Below are 14,483 nucleotides of genomic sequence, written 5' to 3'. Positions count from 1 at the left end.
AAGTGTTCCGTGCCGAACCCCGCGCGGTCCAAGCCTTTTTCGGCGCGGGGACGCGTTCAGGCCTCGCTTCCGACCTTGGTCGCCGTCCGGACGCGGATGTCCCCGGCCGAGCGGCCCACGAGGATCTCGTAGCGGCCGGGTTCGGTGCGCCAGTCGGTGTCCTCGGGCGACCAGTAGCGGAAGGCGCGCGCAGGGATCCGTAGCGCGGCGGTCACCCGCGCGCCGGGGGGCGCGTGGACGGTGGCGTGGGTCGCGAACCAGCGGTACGGGCGGTCGAGGGCCGAGTCCGGGCGGGCCAGCCAGAGCTGGACGACCTCGCGGCCCGACCGTCGGCCGGTGTTGCGGAGACGGACGCGGACGGTGACGTCGTCGCCCACGCGGACCTCGCGCGGGGCTTCGACGGCGTCGTACTCCCAGGTGGTGTAGCCGAGTCCGTGCCCGAACCAGTAGGCGGGCTCGCGGCCCGTGCGCAGCCAGGCGCGGTGGCCGATGTGCAGTCCCTCCGCGTAGGCGAGCCGGCCGTCGGCCGGCCGGGTGGCGGTGACCGGCGCGTCCGCGAGGGAGGCGGCCCAGGTGGTGGGGAGGCGTCCGCCCGGTTCGGCGGCGCCGAAGAGGACGTCGGCGAGGCCGGTGCCGGCCTCCTGGCCGGGGAACCAGGCGAGCAGGAGCGCCCCGACCTCCTCGCGCCAGGGGAGTTCGACCGGGCCGCCGCTGTTGAGGACGACGGCCGTGCGGGGGTTGGCCGCCGCCACCGCGCGGACGAGGGCGTTCTGCGGGTCCGCGAGCCGGAGGTCGGTGCGGTCGTACCCTTCCGTCTCGTCGTGCTCCGTCGTGCCGACCACCACGATCGCGGCGTCGCAGGCACGGGCGGCCGCCACGGCGGCGGCGAGGGAGTCCCGGGGGTCGGGTTCCGGCGGGGCGGCCGAGACGGTCGTGGCGCGGCCCGAGCCGGGCACCAGTTCCCGCCGGGCCACCAGGTGGACGGTCCGCCCGGCCGCGAGAACCGTTCGGGCGGTCCGTCGCGGCGGGTTGACGTGGACCACGGCCGGGTCGTCGACGTCCCGCGGGTAGTGGCCGTCGAGGAGCGGGCGGCCGTCGACCGTGAGGGACATCCGGCCGAAGCCGCCGACGGCGAAGGTCCACTCCCCCGGGGTCTCGGCGGTCAGCAGCGCGCTGATCTCCACGGTGTGGGCGCCGGGGGCGAGTTCGGGTTCGAGGACGCGGCCCGTGAGCCGGCGTTCGGCGGCAAGTTCCCGCCCATCGGCGTCAAGGAGCCGCAGCAGCACACCGGGGTGTCCGGTGGCGGGGTCGCGACAGCGGTCGACACCGAGCGGGGGCGGCGGGGCGGGCGCGGCGGGACCGGGGACGTGGCGGACCTCCGCCCGCCCCCGCAGCCGGGCGCGGATGCCGTCGAGCGGGGTGACGACGGTGTCCGGGAAGACCCTGGCGCTGCCGCCGCCCTGCGGGCGGGGGTGGGCCGCGTGCATGCCGATCACGGCGAGGGACGACAGGCGCTCGGCGTCCAGCGGGAGCAGGTCGCGGTTGTGCAGCAGGACGGACCCGGCCGCGACGGCTCGGCGCAGCAACGCGCGAGCGGCCGGACCGGCGATCGGATCGGCGGAACCGGCGGGGGCGGCGGGGGCGGCCGGACCGGCCGGACCGGCCGACGGGCCCGGACGCGGGGTGGGAGTCGAGGTCGGGGTGGGGGTCGGACCGGCCGAAGGAGGCGGGGTCGGGGTCGGTCCGGTGGCGGGATCGGTCGACGGACCGGCGGCGGGGTCGGCCACCGGACCCAACGTTGTGGCCGTGGTGCGGTCTGTGGGCCCGGGCGGGCTCCCGGGCCCGGGCCGGTCCAGTGACCCGACCCGCGCGGCCAGCCGAAGGAGGCGACGTACCTTGTCGTCGACGGCCTGCTCCGGGACCCGGCCGTCCTCGACGGCCCGGAGCAGGCCCTCCGCCCAGGGGCCGTGCGGCCCCGGCATCGCGAGGTCGAGGGCCGCGCGGGCGGGGGCTTCGACGGAGCGGACCGCGCCCCAGTCGGAGAGGACCACGCCGTCGAAGCCCCAGTCCGTCTTGAGCGGGTCGGCGAGGAGCGGACTCGCCGCCATGATGGTGCCGTTGACCCCGTTGTAGCCCGCCATGACGACCCACACGCCCGCCGCGACGGCCGCCTCGAAGGGGGCGAGGTACACCTCGCGGAGCACGCGTTCCGCGACGCGCACGTCCACGGTGAGCCGGTCCGTCTCGGAGTCGTTGGCGACGTAGTGCTTGGCCGTGGCGGCCACGCCGTGGGCCTGGATGCCCCGGACGAGGGCGGCGCCCGTACGGCCTGCCAGCTCGGGGTCCTCGGAGAAGCACTCGAAGTGACGGCCCCCGAGCGGGGTGCGGTGCAGGTTGAGGGTGGGGGCGAGGACGACGTCGACGCCCTTGCGGAGCGCCTCGCGGGCGAGGAGGCCGCCGAGTTCCTCGGTCAGCTCCTCGTCCCACAGGGCGCCGATCGCCGACGCGGAGGGCAGCAGCGCGGAAGGGCTCCGCTCGTCCCACGCCTCGCCGCGGACCCCGGCGGGTCCGTCGGAGGTGACGACGGGACGCAGCCCGACCGCCGGTTCGGCGGCGGTGCGCCAGGTCGTGGCACCGGTCAGGAGGCGGACCTTCTGCGCGGTGCTCAGCTTCCCGACCAGCCGGTCGAGGTCTTCGTCGTCCATCCCCCACCCTCGTGTTCCCGTGGTGTGTGCCGCCCGGTCAGGGCAGGCGGTAGTCCGCGTTCAGGACCGCTCCGCGGCCGGGGTTGTTCTGGTCGTACCCGCGCGGGTCGCACTGGAGGCCGCCCACGATGCAGTGGTCGACCATCGCCTTGAGGGTGCGTTCCTCCCACGCGTTGAAGAAGTCGTAGTGGAAGGAGTAGCCCCGACCGCTGGCCAGCCGGACCTCGCTCATGTCGCCGTTGACGGGCCACGCCATCTTGAACTCGACCATCGGCAGGGCGACCGGGTGGGAGGCCGGGCACATGTTGTCGTTGGTCCCGGGCTTGACGACCGGGTAGGCCATGTGGCTCTGGTGATCGGGCGTGTCCAGGTACAGGCCGTTCCAGCAGCTGGGCGCCTGCATCCGGAGGTTGAGCTGCACGTCGGGGCGGCTGGGGCAACTCGCCGGGATGTCGGTGTTGAAGAAGCTGTCACCGCACTCCCAGCCCTCGACGAAGCCCTTGTGACCGCGGAACTCCTGTTCGCTCTGCAGCGGGTTGCCCACGACGAACCGGAGCCCCTTGGGGAAGGGACGGACACTGCGGTAGTCGGTGACGCCCGCCTTGTAGTAGATGACCTGCGGTCCCACGGGCAGGATCTTCTGCTCGCCCTTGTAGAGCGAGGGCATCCAGTACGCGGAGGCGTCCGCGGGCGCCTTGCAGGTGGTGGTCCCCCCGTAGAGCGAACCGGTGGTGCTGGAGGCGTCGGTGGAGGTGTTCCCCATGAACGTGTGGTCGTGCGAGGCGCCGGCCCGGCCGGGGTGGACGATCGGGTCGTCGGGCGCGGTGTGGGTGACGGAGCAGTTGGCCTGGAACTCGTGGAAGTAGGCCTGGGGCGGAGTCTCCGTGGACGGTGTCACTCCGGTGACGGGTGGTACGGCGGGGATGTAGCCGTCGCCGTCGGGGTCGTCCGCGGTGGGCAGCTGGGCGGCCTGCGCCTTCGTGTGTCCGGCGTGCGCGCCGGCTGCGGGGGATGGCGCCCGGCCGCCGCTGTCGGAGGCGGCGGCGAAGGTACCGGCGCCCAGGGCGGTGGCGGCGAGGGCCACGGTGAGTAAGACGGCGGACAGGGATCTCGATCCTGTTCTCATGGGTTCTCCTGGATGGAAGGAGCGGAAGGGAGGGGAGGGGAGGTTGCGTCAGCCGTAGACGCCGAACTCGTGGAGCGAGTAGCCCCATCCGGTGCCCCGGGCGGTCAGCCGGAGCCGGACGTGCCGCGCGGTCGTGGCCGTGTCGACGGTGTCCACGTCGCCGTCGCCCGTGGTCGTGGTGTGGACCGTGCGCCAGGTGGTGCCGTCGTCGGAGACCTGGACCTCGTAGGCCCGGGCGTAGGCGGGGTCCCAGACGAGCTGGAGCTGCCGGACGGAGCGGACCGACCCCAGATCCACCTGGATCCACTGCGGGTCGCTCCAGTCGCTCGCCCAGCGCGTGGCACCGTTGCCGTCGGTGGCCTGCTGCGGCGGGCACGGGCAGTCGCCGTAGGAGGGCTGGAAGGACGACGCGGTGGTCGGCCGGTTCAGGGCCAGATCGGTGCCGGCGACGGGCGGGGCGACGACCTTGACGGACCTGGTCTCGATACCGGCGTTGCCGCGGCCGTCCTCGGCCTGGACGTACACCTTCCACACGCCGAGCTTCTGCGGGGCGGTCACGGCGAAGGTGCCGTTGCCGGTGGCGCGCCACTGCGCCTCGACGAGCCGCTTGTCGCCGTCGGCGTAGTTCCCGCTGAGGAAGATCTTGTACGTCAGGGGGTCGCCGTCGGGGTCGCGTACGTCGGCGCGGACGGTGAACTCGGCCCCGGCCGGGGCGCTTCCGGCCGGCGTGACCGTCATGCCGCTCACCACCGGCGGGGTGTTGTCACCGGCGGTGCTGCCGCTGTACGCCTTCTTCACCGCGTAGTACGAGAGCCGCTTCAGGCCGTCGGGCAGCAGGTTGAACCAGACGCCGCCGAAGTCGTGCTCGATGCCGTAGTGGAAGAGCGTGGCACCGAGGGCGACGCCCTGATGGCCGGTGACGCAGTTCCAGGCCTGGGTGTATCCGGCGGCCTTCTGGACGTCGGTGGGCTCGTCGGGCACGCCGTTGGCGTCGTCGGGCACCTCCCACTCCCCCGCCGGGCCGGTCTCGGTGATGATGTACGGCTTGGTGTAGCCGCCCTCCTCCCAGTCCTGGCGCACGCCGCAGATGTCGCCGTAGGCGTTCATCGAGTACAGGTCGAGGTCGGGGGCGTTGCGCCGGTAGTAGGGCCAGGCCCCGGTCCAGGCGTCGGTGGAGGTGACCGGGTGGTCCGGGTCGATCTCGTGGATCTTCCTGGCGACGTCGTTGACGAAGGTCGTGTACGCGTTGCGCTGGGCTTCCAGCACGGCGCCGGAGTAGCAGTTCTGCAGGCCGAGGACGGACTCGTTGCCGACGTTCCACATGAGCGTGGCCGGGTGGGTCCGGTACGCCTCGACCCACCGGGCGAACTCGGTGAGCATGCCGCTCTTGTACGCGGCGTCGGTGACGTAGTCGACGCAGCCGCCGGAGCCGGGGCCGCCGCCGGGCTGGAGCCAGAATCCGTTGACGACCTTGACGCCGTGCGCGGCCGCGGTGTCGAGGAGGGCCTTGGTCGTGCCGTCCGTGCCCCAGGTACGGAGAGTGTTGACACCCATGGACCGCACGTCCGGCATGTACCGGGCGGCGTCGGCGACGGCGGGTCCCCAGGTCAGTCCCTTGACGGTGTAGGGCTCGCCGCCGACGGTGAGCCGCCAGTTCCCCTGGGTGCCGGTGACGCGGACCGCTCCTCCGGCGGGCGGCTGGGTGCCGCCGTCCTCGCCGTACACCTGGAACTCCCAGAGCGAGTAGCCGTATCCGGTCGCCCGCTGGGTGCCGAGCATCCGGACGTACCGTCCGGTGCCGGAGAGGGCGACCTCGTCGGTGCCGCCGTCCGAGCCGGTGACGGCTTTGAGCGTGCGCCAGTCGATGCCGTTGTCGGAGGCCTGGATCTCGTAGTCCTTGCCGTGTGCCGCCTCCCAGGTGAGGACGGCCCGGCTGAGGGTGGCGCTGCGGCCCAGGTCGACCTGGAGCCACTGGGGATCGCTGCGGTCGCCGGCCCAGCGGGTGCCGGTGAGATCGCCGTCGACGGCGGCGGAGGCCGGGAAGGCGGGGCCCTCGGTGGTGGAGGCGGTGGCGGTCCGGCCCTGCGAGAGCAGGGTCTCGGCCGCGCCGGCGCTGGGGGCGGCGGCGAGGGTGAGGGAGGAGGCGAGCAGGGCGGCGAGGGTGAGGGGGGTGACGAGCGAGGTGGGGCCGGTGCGTGGCATGGCGGCTCCTGCGGGTGGGGGTGGGGGGGAGGGGCTTCGCCGGGGCGGGCTTCGCTTGAGGGGACGGTGTCCGCCGTGGCGGAGGCTGCGGGCGGACACCGGCCCCGATCTGTCAGAGTCCGTCAGGATCCGTCAGGATGCGTCAGGATCCGTCAGGATCCGTCAGGGGAAGGAGACGACGGTCGAGGGGATGGTCTCGGTGCCCGACGTGGGCGCTCCGATGTCGTTGATGACGTGGTCGAAGTGGCCGTTGCCGCCGAGGGAGACGGTGAGCAGGCTGTGGAACTTCACCCCTGGCTTGACCGGGGCCTTGAAGCCGTGGGCCTGGCGGATGGTCGGATCGACGTTGTAGTAGCAGTAGCTGCCGAGGCCCCAGCCCTCGTGGGTGTTCACCGAGTCGTCGACGCGGTAGGCGGCGTAGCCCTTGGTGGCGCCGTTCTGGATGGCGGCCTGGTTGGGGGCGTCGTACGCCTTCTCGTTCTGGAAGAAGATCGTCCTGCCCCGCTCGCCGTACCACTCCACGTCGTACTTGTTGAAGTGTTCGACGAAGAGCCCGGTGGCCAGCACGTCGTCGCCGTTGACGCGGACGCCGTAGTCGGCGCGGTTCGTCTCCCAGCCGACGCCCTCGCCGTGGTCGGCGCGCCAGATCCAGGTGTGGTCGATGATCGTGTCGTCGCTGTTGACGACCATGCTGGTGGTGGCCTTGCCGGCGCCGGCACCGCCGATCCGGATGTACACGTCCTGCACGGTGGTGGGGTTCGCGGCGTGGTCGGCGGAGGCGTTCTGCGGGCCGACCTCCAGGAGGGTCGGGGAGTTGACGGGTCCGGCGTCGATGAGGAAGCCGGCCAGCCTGACGCCGTCGACGTCGGCGACGCGCATCGCGGTCACGCCGTTGTCCGGGATGATCGTGGCGAGGCCGAGGCCGAGGACGATGGTGTCGGGCCGGTTGATCTCGATGGTGCGGTCGACGTGGTAGACGCCCGGGGTGAAGAGCAGGTGCAGGCCCTGGGCGACGGCCGCGTTGATGGTGGCGGCACTGGCTCCCGGCTTGACGACGTAGAACTGGTTCAGCGGGATCGACGTGCCCTGCGGGGCGCCTGCCGCCCAGGTGGTGCCGCGGGCGTTGGTCCGCTTGGCGGGCGCGAAGACCTTGAACTCCCCGCCCTCCCAGTAGAGGAAGGGCTTCTCACGGGAGATCGGGGTGGTGTCGAGGGTGGTGTAGCGGGGCTCGGGGAAGCTGGTGGCAGGGGAGCCCTCGACGCCGGAGAAGACCTGGTTCCAGACGGAGTTGGACCAGCCGCCGATGGCGCTGTCGCGGGTGTACCACTGCTGCTGCGAATAGTTGCCGATCTGGCCGTCGACCTTGCTGTCGGCGATGTAGCCGCCGCTGGCCCAGCCGTAGCCGTCGGGCGAGAGGTTCAGGCCGCCCCTGACGTGCATGCGGCGGAAGGAGGCGGCCTGCGAGACCGCCCACCGGTTGGTGCCGTTGACCGGGGTGAGGGCCAGGTTCTCGGCGGAGCGCCAGAAGTTCTGGGTGGCGTTGCCGTTGAACCAGCCCGCGTCGACGGTCACGTCGCCGTTGATCGAGGTGTCGTCGGGGCGCAGGCCGAGCCCGGCGATCTGGGTGTAGAAGCCGATCTGGGCGTTGAGCCCGCTGTACGTGCCGGGCTTGAAGAGGAAGGCGTGCCGGCCGGGGCCGAACTGGGCCGACTCCTGCTGCCGGAAGACCTCGTCGAGCTTGGCCTGGATGCCGGGCGTGGACGGGTCGAAGACGTGCACGTTCGGCCCGAGGTCGCCGCCGCCCGGGATGACCGGGCCCCCGTCGGTGCCGTACACCTGGAACTCCCAGAGCGAGTAGCCGTATCCGGTCGCCCGGGTGACGCCCTGCAGGCGGACGTAGCGCGCGGTGCCGGAGACGGGGACGGTCTCGGTGCCGCCTGCGCCCGTGGTGGTGGAGTGGGCGGTCGTCCAGTCGGTGCCGTTCGTGGAGAACTCGATGCGGTACGCCGAGGCGTAGGCCGCCTCCCAGCGCAGTTCGACCCGGGAGAGCGCGGTGGGCGCGCCGAGGTCGACCTGCAGCCACTGGTTGTCGGAGAAGGCGCTGGACCAGCGGGTGCCCAGGTCGCCGTCGACGGCCGCCGCGGCGGCGGTGCCGGCCTGCTCGACGCTGGAGGCGGTGACGGGCTTGCCCTGCGAGACCGGCAGGGGCGCGGCCTGGGCGCCCGTGGCCGGGGTCAGCGCGAGCAGGGTGCCGGCCAGGGCGGCGGCCACGGCGGCGGCGATACCGCGACGTGCCGGTGCGGGTCCGCTCCGGCGCGGTGTGAGGGGTGGGTGTTGCCCAAGGGGAGACATGCGGGGCTCCTAAAGGGAACGGGAAGCGGGAGAGCGCTCTCCGACACCCTGCACGGACCGGAAACTGACGGTCAATAAGTCTGACCGTACTTTTCTTTCGACTTGCCTTAAGTCTGAGTGCGAGCAGGGGAGTTGGCGTCGGCGGCACGGCGACGGCCCCGCCGAGCGGGACTCCGCGCACCGGAAAGCGGAGCCGAACGGGCGGGTTAGGGTGCGGTGGTGGGCAGAAGGGGACCGACGCTGGAAGACGTCGCGCGCGAGGCCGGGGTATCGCGCGCGACCGTGTCACGGGTGGTGAACAGGGTCCGCAACGTCGACCCGGGCATCCAGGAGGCCGTCCGGCGCGCGATCGACAGGACCGGCTACTCCCCCAACCTGGCGGCCAGGTCGCTGGTGACACGGCGCACCGAGGCGGTCGCGCTGGTCCTGTCAGGGGCGGGCGAGACCTTCACGGCCCGCGTCTTCTCCGACCCCTTCTTCGGACGGGCGGTCGAGGGGGCGCTGGGCTTCCTGCGCGCCCGCGCCATCCATCCGGTGCTGCTGCTCGCGGAGTCCGGGGCGGCCAGGGAACAGGTCGTCGCGTATCTGCGGCAGGGCAGCGCGGACGGCGCCCTGGTGGTGTCGGTCCAGACCGACGACCCGCTGGCCGGGATGCTGGCCGAGGCGGGGGTCCCGGCGGTGCACTTCGCCCGCCCCGCCGGACCGGCGAGGTCGAGCCATGTCGACGTCGACAACGCCGGGGGCGGCCGGCTGGCGGGCGCGCACCTGCTCGCGCGCGGGCGGAGCCGGATCGCGACGATCTGCGGTCCGCCCGGCCTGCCGGCGGCGCGCGAGCGGTTGCGCGGCTTCCGCGAGGCCCTGCGGGAGGCCGGCATCGGTGACGTGCCGACAGCCGAGGGGTGCTTCACCGTCGAGAGCGGCGCCGCCGCGGCGGCCCGGCTCCTTGCCGAACACCCGCACCTGGACGGGGTGTTCGCCGCGAACGACCTGATGGCCCGGGGCGCCTGCCAGTACCTGCGCGAGCGAGGCCGGTCGGTGCCGGGTGACGTCTCCGTCGTCGGCTTCGACGATTCGAGCGCGGCGGTCGCCTGCCGGCCGACCCTGACGACCGTACGGCAGCCGGTGGAACGGATGGCCGCGGCCATGGCGCAGCTGCTGACCGAGCACCTCCAGGGCACGCGGACGGCACCCGCGTCGCTGGTGTTCGAGCCGGAACTGGTGGTACGGGAGTCCTCCTGAGCGGCCCCGGACTCGGGCGGCGGGCCCCCGCCCCCCGGCGGGGGCCCGTCGCGCGGCAGAGGCCCACCGCCCGGGGCCGCGGTCAGGCCGTACGCCCCCGGTGCTCGCGGATGATGTCCGCGTAGCGCCGTCCGCTCCCCTTCACCGTCCGCCGCTGCGTGGCGTAGTCGACGTGGACGAGGCCGAAGCGCTTGTCGTAGCCGTAGGCCCACTCGAAGTTGTCGAGCAGGGACCACGCGTAGTAGCCGACGAGCGGCGCGCCCTTGCGCAGCGCGCGGGCGCAGGCGGCCAGGTGCTCCTCCAGGTAGGCGGTGCGCTCGGGATCGTCGACGGCGCCGTCGGGGCCGACGTGGTCGGGGAAGGCGGAGCCGTTCTCGGTCACGTACAGCCGGCGGGCGCCGTACTCGTCGGTGAGCCGCATCAGGAGCGCTTCGAGGCCGCCGCCGTCGATCTGCCAGTCCATACCGGTGCGCGGGACGTCCGGCAGCCGGACCTCGCGGGCGTACGGGACGGGTCCGTCGGGGTCGTCGGCGACGGTGACGGGGAAGTAGTAGTTGACGCCGTGCCAGTCGAGCGGGGCGGCGATCGTGTCGAGGTCGCCCGGCCGTTCGGGCAGCTCGACGCCGTAGAGTTCGCGCAGGTCGGCGGGGAAGCCCCGGCCGTACACGGGGTCGAGCCACCAGCGGTTGGTGTGGCCGTCCATGCGGGTGGCGGCGGCGATGTCCTCGGGCCGGGTGGAGGCGGGCGCCACGGTCGAGTGGTTGGTGACGATGCCGACCTCGGCCGCGGGGGCGGCGGCGCGGAGCGCCTGTGTGGCGAGGCCGTGGCCGAGGAGCAGGTGGTAGGAGGCCCGGACGGCGGCCGTGAGGTCGGTCAGGCCGGGGGCCATCCGGCCCTCCAGGTGGCCGATCCAGGCCGAGCAGAGCGGCTCGTTGAGGGTGGACCACTGGGTGACGCGGTCGCCGAGGCGGCCGGCGACGATCTCGGCGTACCGGGCGAAGTGCTCGGCGGTCTCCCGCTCGGCCCAGCCGCCCCGGTCCTGCAGGGCCTGCGGCAGGTCCCAGTGGTAGAGGGTGACCGAGGGGGTGATCCCGGCGTCGAGCAGGCCGTCCACGAGCCGGTCGTAGAAGTCGAGGCCCGGCGCGTTGAGGGGGCCGTCGCCGCCCGGCAGGACGCGGGGCCAGGCGATCGAGAGACGGTAGGCGTCGACGCCGAGGCGGCGCATCAGGGCGATGTCCTCGGGCCAGCGGTGGTAGTGGTCGCAGGCGATGTCGCCGTGGTCGTCGTTGTCGACGGCGCCCGGGGTGTGGGAGAAGGTGTCCCAGATAGAGGGGCCCCTGCCGTCCTCGGCCACGGCGCCCTCGATCTGGTAGGCGGAGGTCGCGGTGCCCCAGGAGAAGCCGGCGGGAAAGGCGGCCAGGTCGAGCGCCGAGGGCGTGCGGGCGTCGGTGGGTTCGGACACGGGGGACCTCTCTGACATGGGTGGGGAGATCGGCGGGAACGCGGAGTACGGGGGCGTCACTTGACCGCGCCCGCGGTGAGGCCGGCGACGAGGTAGCGCTGGAGCAGCAGGAAGCCGGCGACGACGGGGACGCTCACGACGAGGGAGGCGGCCATGACCTGGTTCCAGTACACGTCGTTCTGGGTGGCGTAGCCCTGGAGGCCGACGGCGAGGGTGCGGGTGGTGTCGTTGGTCATCACCGAGGCGAACAGCACCTCGCCCCAGGCGGTCATGAACGCGTAGACGGCGACGGCGACGATGCCCGGGATCGCCGCGGGGACGATCACCCGGAACAGGGCGCCGAGCGGACCGCAGCCGTCGACCTTGGCCGCCTCGTCCAGATCGCGCGGGATCGAGTCGAAGTAGCCGATCAGCATCCAGATGGAGAATGGCAGCGAGAAGGTGAGGTACGTGAGGATGAGCCCGCCCCGCGAGCCGAAGAGGGCGATCCCGGTGGCGTTGCCGATGTTGACGTAGATGAGGAACAGCGGCAGGAGGAAGAGGATGCCGGGGAACATCTGGGTGGAGAGCACGGTCACGGTGAAGACCCGCTTGCCCCGGAAGCCGTACCGGCTGACGGCGTAGGCCGCGAAGACGGCGACGACGACGGAGCAGACGGTCGCGGCTCCGGCGACGACGAGGGAGTTCACGAAGTAGTCGGCCAGCGGGACGGTCTGCCAGATGTCGAGGTAGGGCCGGAAGGTGAGCCCGCTCGGGATCCACTGGAACTTCTCCGAGACGTCCTCCAGCGGCTTCAGGGAGCTGGAGACCATCACGTACACCGGCAGCAGGACGAAGCCGGTGAGCAGGGTGAGAAAGATCCGCCGGGTCCACAGGAAGGAGCGGGGTGCGGCCATCGGGGAACGGGGTGCGGACCTCGGGGAACGAGGTGCGGCCATCGGGGAGCGCGGTGTCCGCCGCGTCGCGGGTTCAGGCATCGCCGCTCCTCCTTCCTCTGCTCGTGAGCAGCAGATAGACGCCCGTGACGAGGAGCAGGAAGAGCAGCAGCAGGACGGACATCGCCGAGCCGGTGCCGAAGTTCCAGGTCTGGAACGAGGACTGGTAGATGTGCAGGGAGATCAGGTCGGCGGCCTCGGGAGCCGCCTTGCCGAAGAGCACGAACGGCGTGTTGAAGTCGTTGAAGGTCCACAGGAACAGGACGAGGACCAGGACCTGGTTGACCGGGCGCAGCGAGGCCAGGGTGATGTGCCTGATCTGCTTCCACACGCCGGCGCCGTCCAGCGCGGCGGCCTCGTACAGCTCGCGCGGGATGTTCTGCAGGCCGGCCATGACGATGAGGAAGGCGAACGGCCAGCCCTTCCAGACGGAGACGACGAGCAGCGCCCAGAAGCTGTTGTCGCCGATGAGCCAGAAGGCGGGGCTCTCGCCGATGCCGAGCTGGTCGTGCAGGACGTGGTTGATCAGCCCGTTGTCACGCTGGAACATGAACGCCCAGGTGATGACCGCGGCGTAGACGGGCAGCGCGTACGGCACGAGGAAGAGCGCGCGCAGCAGGCCGCGGCCGCGGAAGGACTCCTGGAGGAAGACGGCGGCGGCGGTGCCGAGCAGCCAGCACAGGCCCACGGACGCGACGGTGAACAGGCAGGTCGTCACGAAGGACTTCAGGAGCGCCTGCCCGACGGGGGCGTCGAAGTCGATGGACAGCGTGTAGTTGTCGAGGCCGGCCCAGGGCGCGTCGCCCCAGTTCCGGATGGTGAACTGGGTGAGCTCCTTGAAGCTCATGGCGATGCCGATGACCATCGGCACGAGATGGACGAGGAGTTCGAGGGCGAGGGCGGGCAGGAGCAGCAGGTACGGCAGCGAGACGCGGCGCAGCCGTCCGGAGCGGCGGCGCGGTGGGCGCGCCTCTCCGGACGGGGTCTTCCGCACGTTCCGTCGTGCCGTCCGCCGTCCCTCCTGGTACGTGGTGACGGTGGAGGTCATCAGGGTTCCGTCCGCGGCTACTTCTTGGGCATCTGCTGCTGGGCCTTTTCGAGGGCGGCCTTCACGGACTCGGTGGTGACGGGCCGGCCGGCCGCGGCGTCGGCGAACAGCTCCTTGACCGCGGTGCCGACGACGGTCTCGAACTGGGACTCCTCGGGAACCTGCGGCAGGGCGGAGGCACTGGTGGCGAGGGTGTCGCGGATGACCTTGAGCGACGGGGTGTCGAAGGCGGGGTCCGCCTGCGCGCCCTTGACCGGGGGCACGGAGCCGTAGGCCTGGTTGAGGGTCTTCTGCTCGGCGTCGCTGGTCATGAACTTCACGAACTTGGTGGCGCCGTCGAGGTTCTTGCTGTTCTTGAAGACGGCCAGGTTGATGCCGGCGACCATGGAGTTGACGGAGGTGCCCTGGCCGGGCGTGCCGGAGGGGACCGGCGCGGGGGCGACGCCCCACTCGTCCTCGCTCATGCCCTGCGAGGCGAAGGTCTGCGAGGGGGTCTGCCACAGGACCATGGCCGTCTTGTCCTTGGCGAAGTCGCTGAGCGACTGGTTCTGCGCGTACTCCGCGTTGCCGGGGGCGACGATCTTCTGGGTGGCCATGAGGTCGACGTACTGCTTGACGGCGGCGACGGCTCCGTCGGAGGTGAAGTCGGCCTTGCCGTCGGCGGTGAAGAAATCGGCCCCGTGCTGCTTCCCGAGGACGAAGACCTGGTGGATGTTGTTGGAGAGGTTGGAGCCCTCGACCCCGATGGCCCACTTGCCGTCCTTGCTCAGCCGCTTGCCGGTGGCGGTGAGCTCGTCCCAGGTCGCCGGGGGCTTCTCGATGCCGGCGTCCTTGAACATCTTCTTGTTGTAGTAGAGCGCGTAGGCCATGGAGTAGAGCGGGACTGCGGCCGGGTCCTGGCCGGGGACGCCGGTGGAGCCGAGCGCGGACTCGACGAAGCGGTCCTTGCCGCCGATCTTCGCGAAGGCCGCGTCGTCCCAGGGCAGCAGGGCGCCGGTGGACTGGAGCGAGGCGCTCCAGGTGTTGCCGATGTTGAGGACGTCGGGGCCCTGGCCCGAGGTGGTGGCGGTGAGGATCCGGTTGAGCAGGTCGGACCAGGGCACGACCTCCAGCTTCACCTTGATGCCGCTCTCCTGCTCGAACTTGTCGAGTTCGGGCTGCAGGACCTTCTTGTCGACCTCGATGCTGGAGCCCTGGTTGGAGGCCCAGTACGTGAGCGTCTTCGGCTGGGAGTCGCCGCCGGAACCGTCGGAGGTGCCGCCTCCGCAGGCGGCGGCGGTGAGGACGAGGGAGAGAGTGACGGCACCGGTGACCGCGGCTCTGATTCTGCGCATGGCTCCTCAAGGCCCTTTCGGGAGGTGACGGAGTCCGGGGTGGAGCCCTGGGCTGCGCGACGTCCCACGCCCGCCCCCGC

Annotated in this window: 9 protein-coding genes; 1 reads left to right on the top strand and 8 read right to left on the bottom strand. The window is 72.1% G+C overall.

What is annotated here, in order from left to right; genetic code table 11:
• Positions 1-56: 56 nt before the first annotated feature.
• The 4 genes from AB0E14_RS06420 to AB0E14_RS06405 form a co-directional block, all read right to left on the bottom strand.
• Entirely contained in the window at positions 57-2,705 is a 2,649-nt protein-coding gene (locus AB0E14_RS06420) for a glycoside hydrolase family 3 C-terminal domain-containing protein (RefSeq protein ID WP_362412978.1), read from the bottom strand.
• 37 nt (positions 2,706-2,742) lie between these two features.
• Positions 2,743-3,831 carry a DUF1996 domain-containing protein gene (locus tag AB0E14_RS06415; protein ID WP_362412975.1) on the bottom strand — a complete coding sequence of 363 codons (1,089 nt, stop codon included), beginning with the start codon at positions 3,829-3,831 and terminating at the stop codon, positions 2,743-2,745.
• A gap of 48 nt (positions 3,832-3,879) precedes the next feature.
• Positions 3,880-6,033 carry a discoidin domain-containing protein gene (locus tag AB0E14_RS06410; RefSeq protein WP_362412972.1) on the bottom strand — a complete coding sequence of 718 codons (2,154 nt, stop codon included), beginning with the start codon at positions 6,031-6,033 and terminating at the stop codon, positions 3,880-3,882.
• 162 nt (positions 6,034-6,195) lie between these two features.
• A complete protein-coding gene (locus AB0E14_RS06405; protein ID WP_362412969.1) occupies positions 6,196-8,385 on the bottom strand; it encodes a discoidin domain-containing protein in 2,190 nt (729 codons plus the stop codon).
• Positions 8,386-8,604: 219 nt separating this feature from the next.
• Between AB0E14_RS06405 and AB0E14_RS06400 the strand changes: the two genes are divergently transcribed.
• Complete coding sequence (locus AB0E14_RS06400) at positions 8,605-9,624, top strand: LacI family DNA-binding transcriptional regulator (protein ID WP_362412966.1); 1,020 nt, start codon at positions 8,605-8,607, stop codon at positions 9,622-9,624.
• A gap of 82 nt (positions 9,625-9,706) precedes the next feature.
• On the opposite strand, the gene AB0E14_RS06395 is transcribed toward AB0E14_RS06400, so the two are convergent.
• From AB0E14_RS06395 to AB0E14_RS06380, 4 genes are all read right to left on the bottom strand, one after another.
• Entirely contained in the window at positions 9,707-11,104 is a 1,398-nt protein-coding gene (locus tag AB0E14_RS06395; RefSeq protein WP_362412963.1) for a GH1 family beta-glucosidase, read from the bottom strand.
• A gap of 38 nt (positions 11,105-11,142) precedes the next feature.
• Entirely contained in the window at positions 11,143-11,982 is an 840-nt protein-coding gene (locus AB0E14_RS06390) for a carbohydrate ABC transporter permease (protein ID WP_362412960.1), read from the bottom strand.
• Positions 11,983-12,055: 73 nt separating this feature from the next.
• Positions 12,056-13,069, bottom strand: coding sequence for a sugar ABC transporter permease (locus tag AB0E14_RS06385; RefSeq protein ID WP_362412957.1), 1,014 nt, complete (start codon positions 13,067-13,069; stop codon positions 12,056-12,058).
• Between the two features lie 17 nt (positions 13,070-13,086).
• Positions 13,087-14,403, bottom strand: a complete 1,317-nt coding sequence (locus AB0E14_RS06380; protein WP_362412954.1) for an extracellular solute-binding protein — start codon at positions 14,401-14,403, stop codon at positions 13,087-13,089.
• Positions 14,404-14,483 lie beyond the last annotated feature (80 nt).

Origin of the sequence: Streptomyces sp. NPDC047981 (assembly GCF_040653315.1) — a bacterium.
Lineage (GTDB): Bacteria > Actinomycetota > Actinomycetes > Streptomycetales > Streptomycetaceae > Streptomyces.
Note: the sequence above shows the minus strand (reverse complement) of the source record. Positions and strands in the feature narration are given on the sequence as shown.

Coding starts and splice junctions, on each gene's coding strand:
- AB0E14_RS06420 (WP_362412978.1), bottom strand. CDS start 2,705: ATGGACGACGAAGACCTCGACCGGCTGGTCGGGAAGCTGAGCACCGCG.
- AB0E14_RS06415 (WP_362412975.1), bottom strand. CDS start 3,831: ATGAGAACAGGATCGAGATCCCTGTCCGCCGTCTTACTCACCGTGGCC.
- AB0E14_RS06410 (WP_362412972.1), bottom strand. CDS start 6,033: ATGCCACGCACCGGCCCCACCTCGCTCGTCACCCCCCTCACCCTCGCC.
- AB0E14_RS06405 (WP_362412969.1), bottom strand. CDS start 8,385: ATGTCTCCCCTTGGGCAACACCCACCCCTCACACCGCGCCGGAGCGGA.
- AB0E14_RS06395 (WP_362412963.1), bottom strand. CDS start 11,104: ATGTCAGAGAGGTCCCCCGTGTCCGAACCCACCGACGCCCGCACGCCC.
- AB0E14_RS06390 (WP_362412960.1), bottom strand. CDS start 11,982: ATGGCCGCACCCCGCTCCTTCCTGTGGACCCGGCGGATCTTTCTCACC.
- AB0E14_RS06385 (WP_362412957.1), bottom strand. CDS start 13,069: ATGACCTCCACCGTCACCACGTACCAGGAGGGACGGCGGACGGCACGA.
- AB0E14_RS06380 (WP_362412954.1), bottom strand. CDS start 14,403: ATGCGCAGAATCAGAGCCGCGGTCACCGGTGCCGTCACTCTCTCCCTC.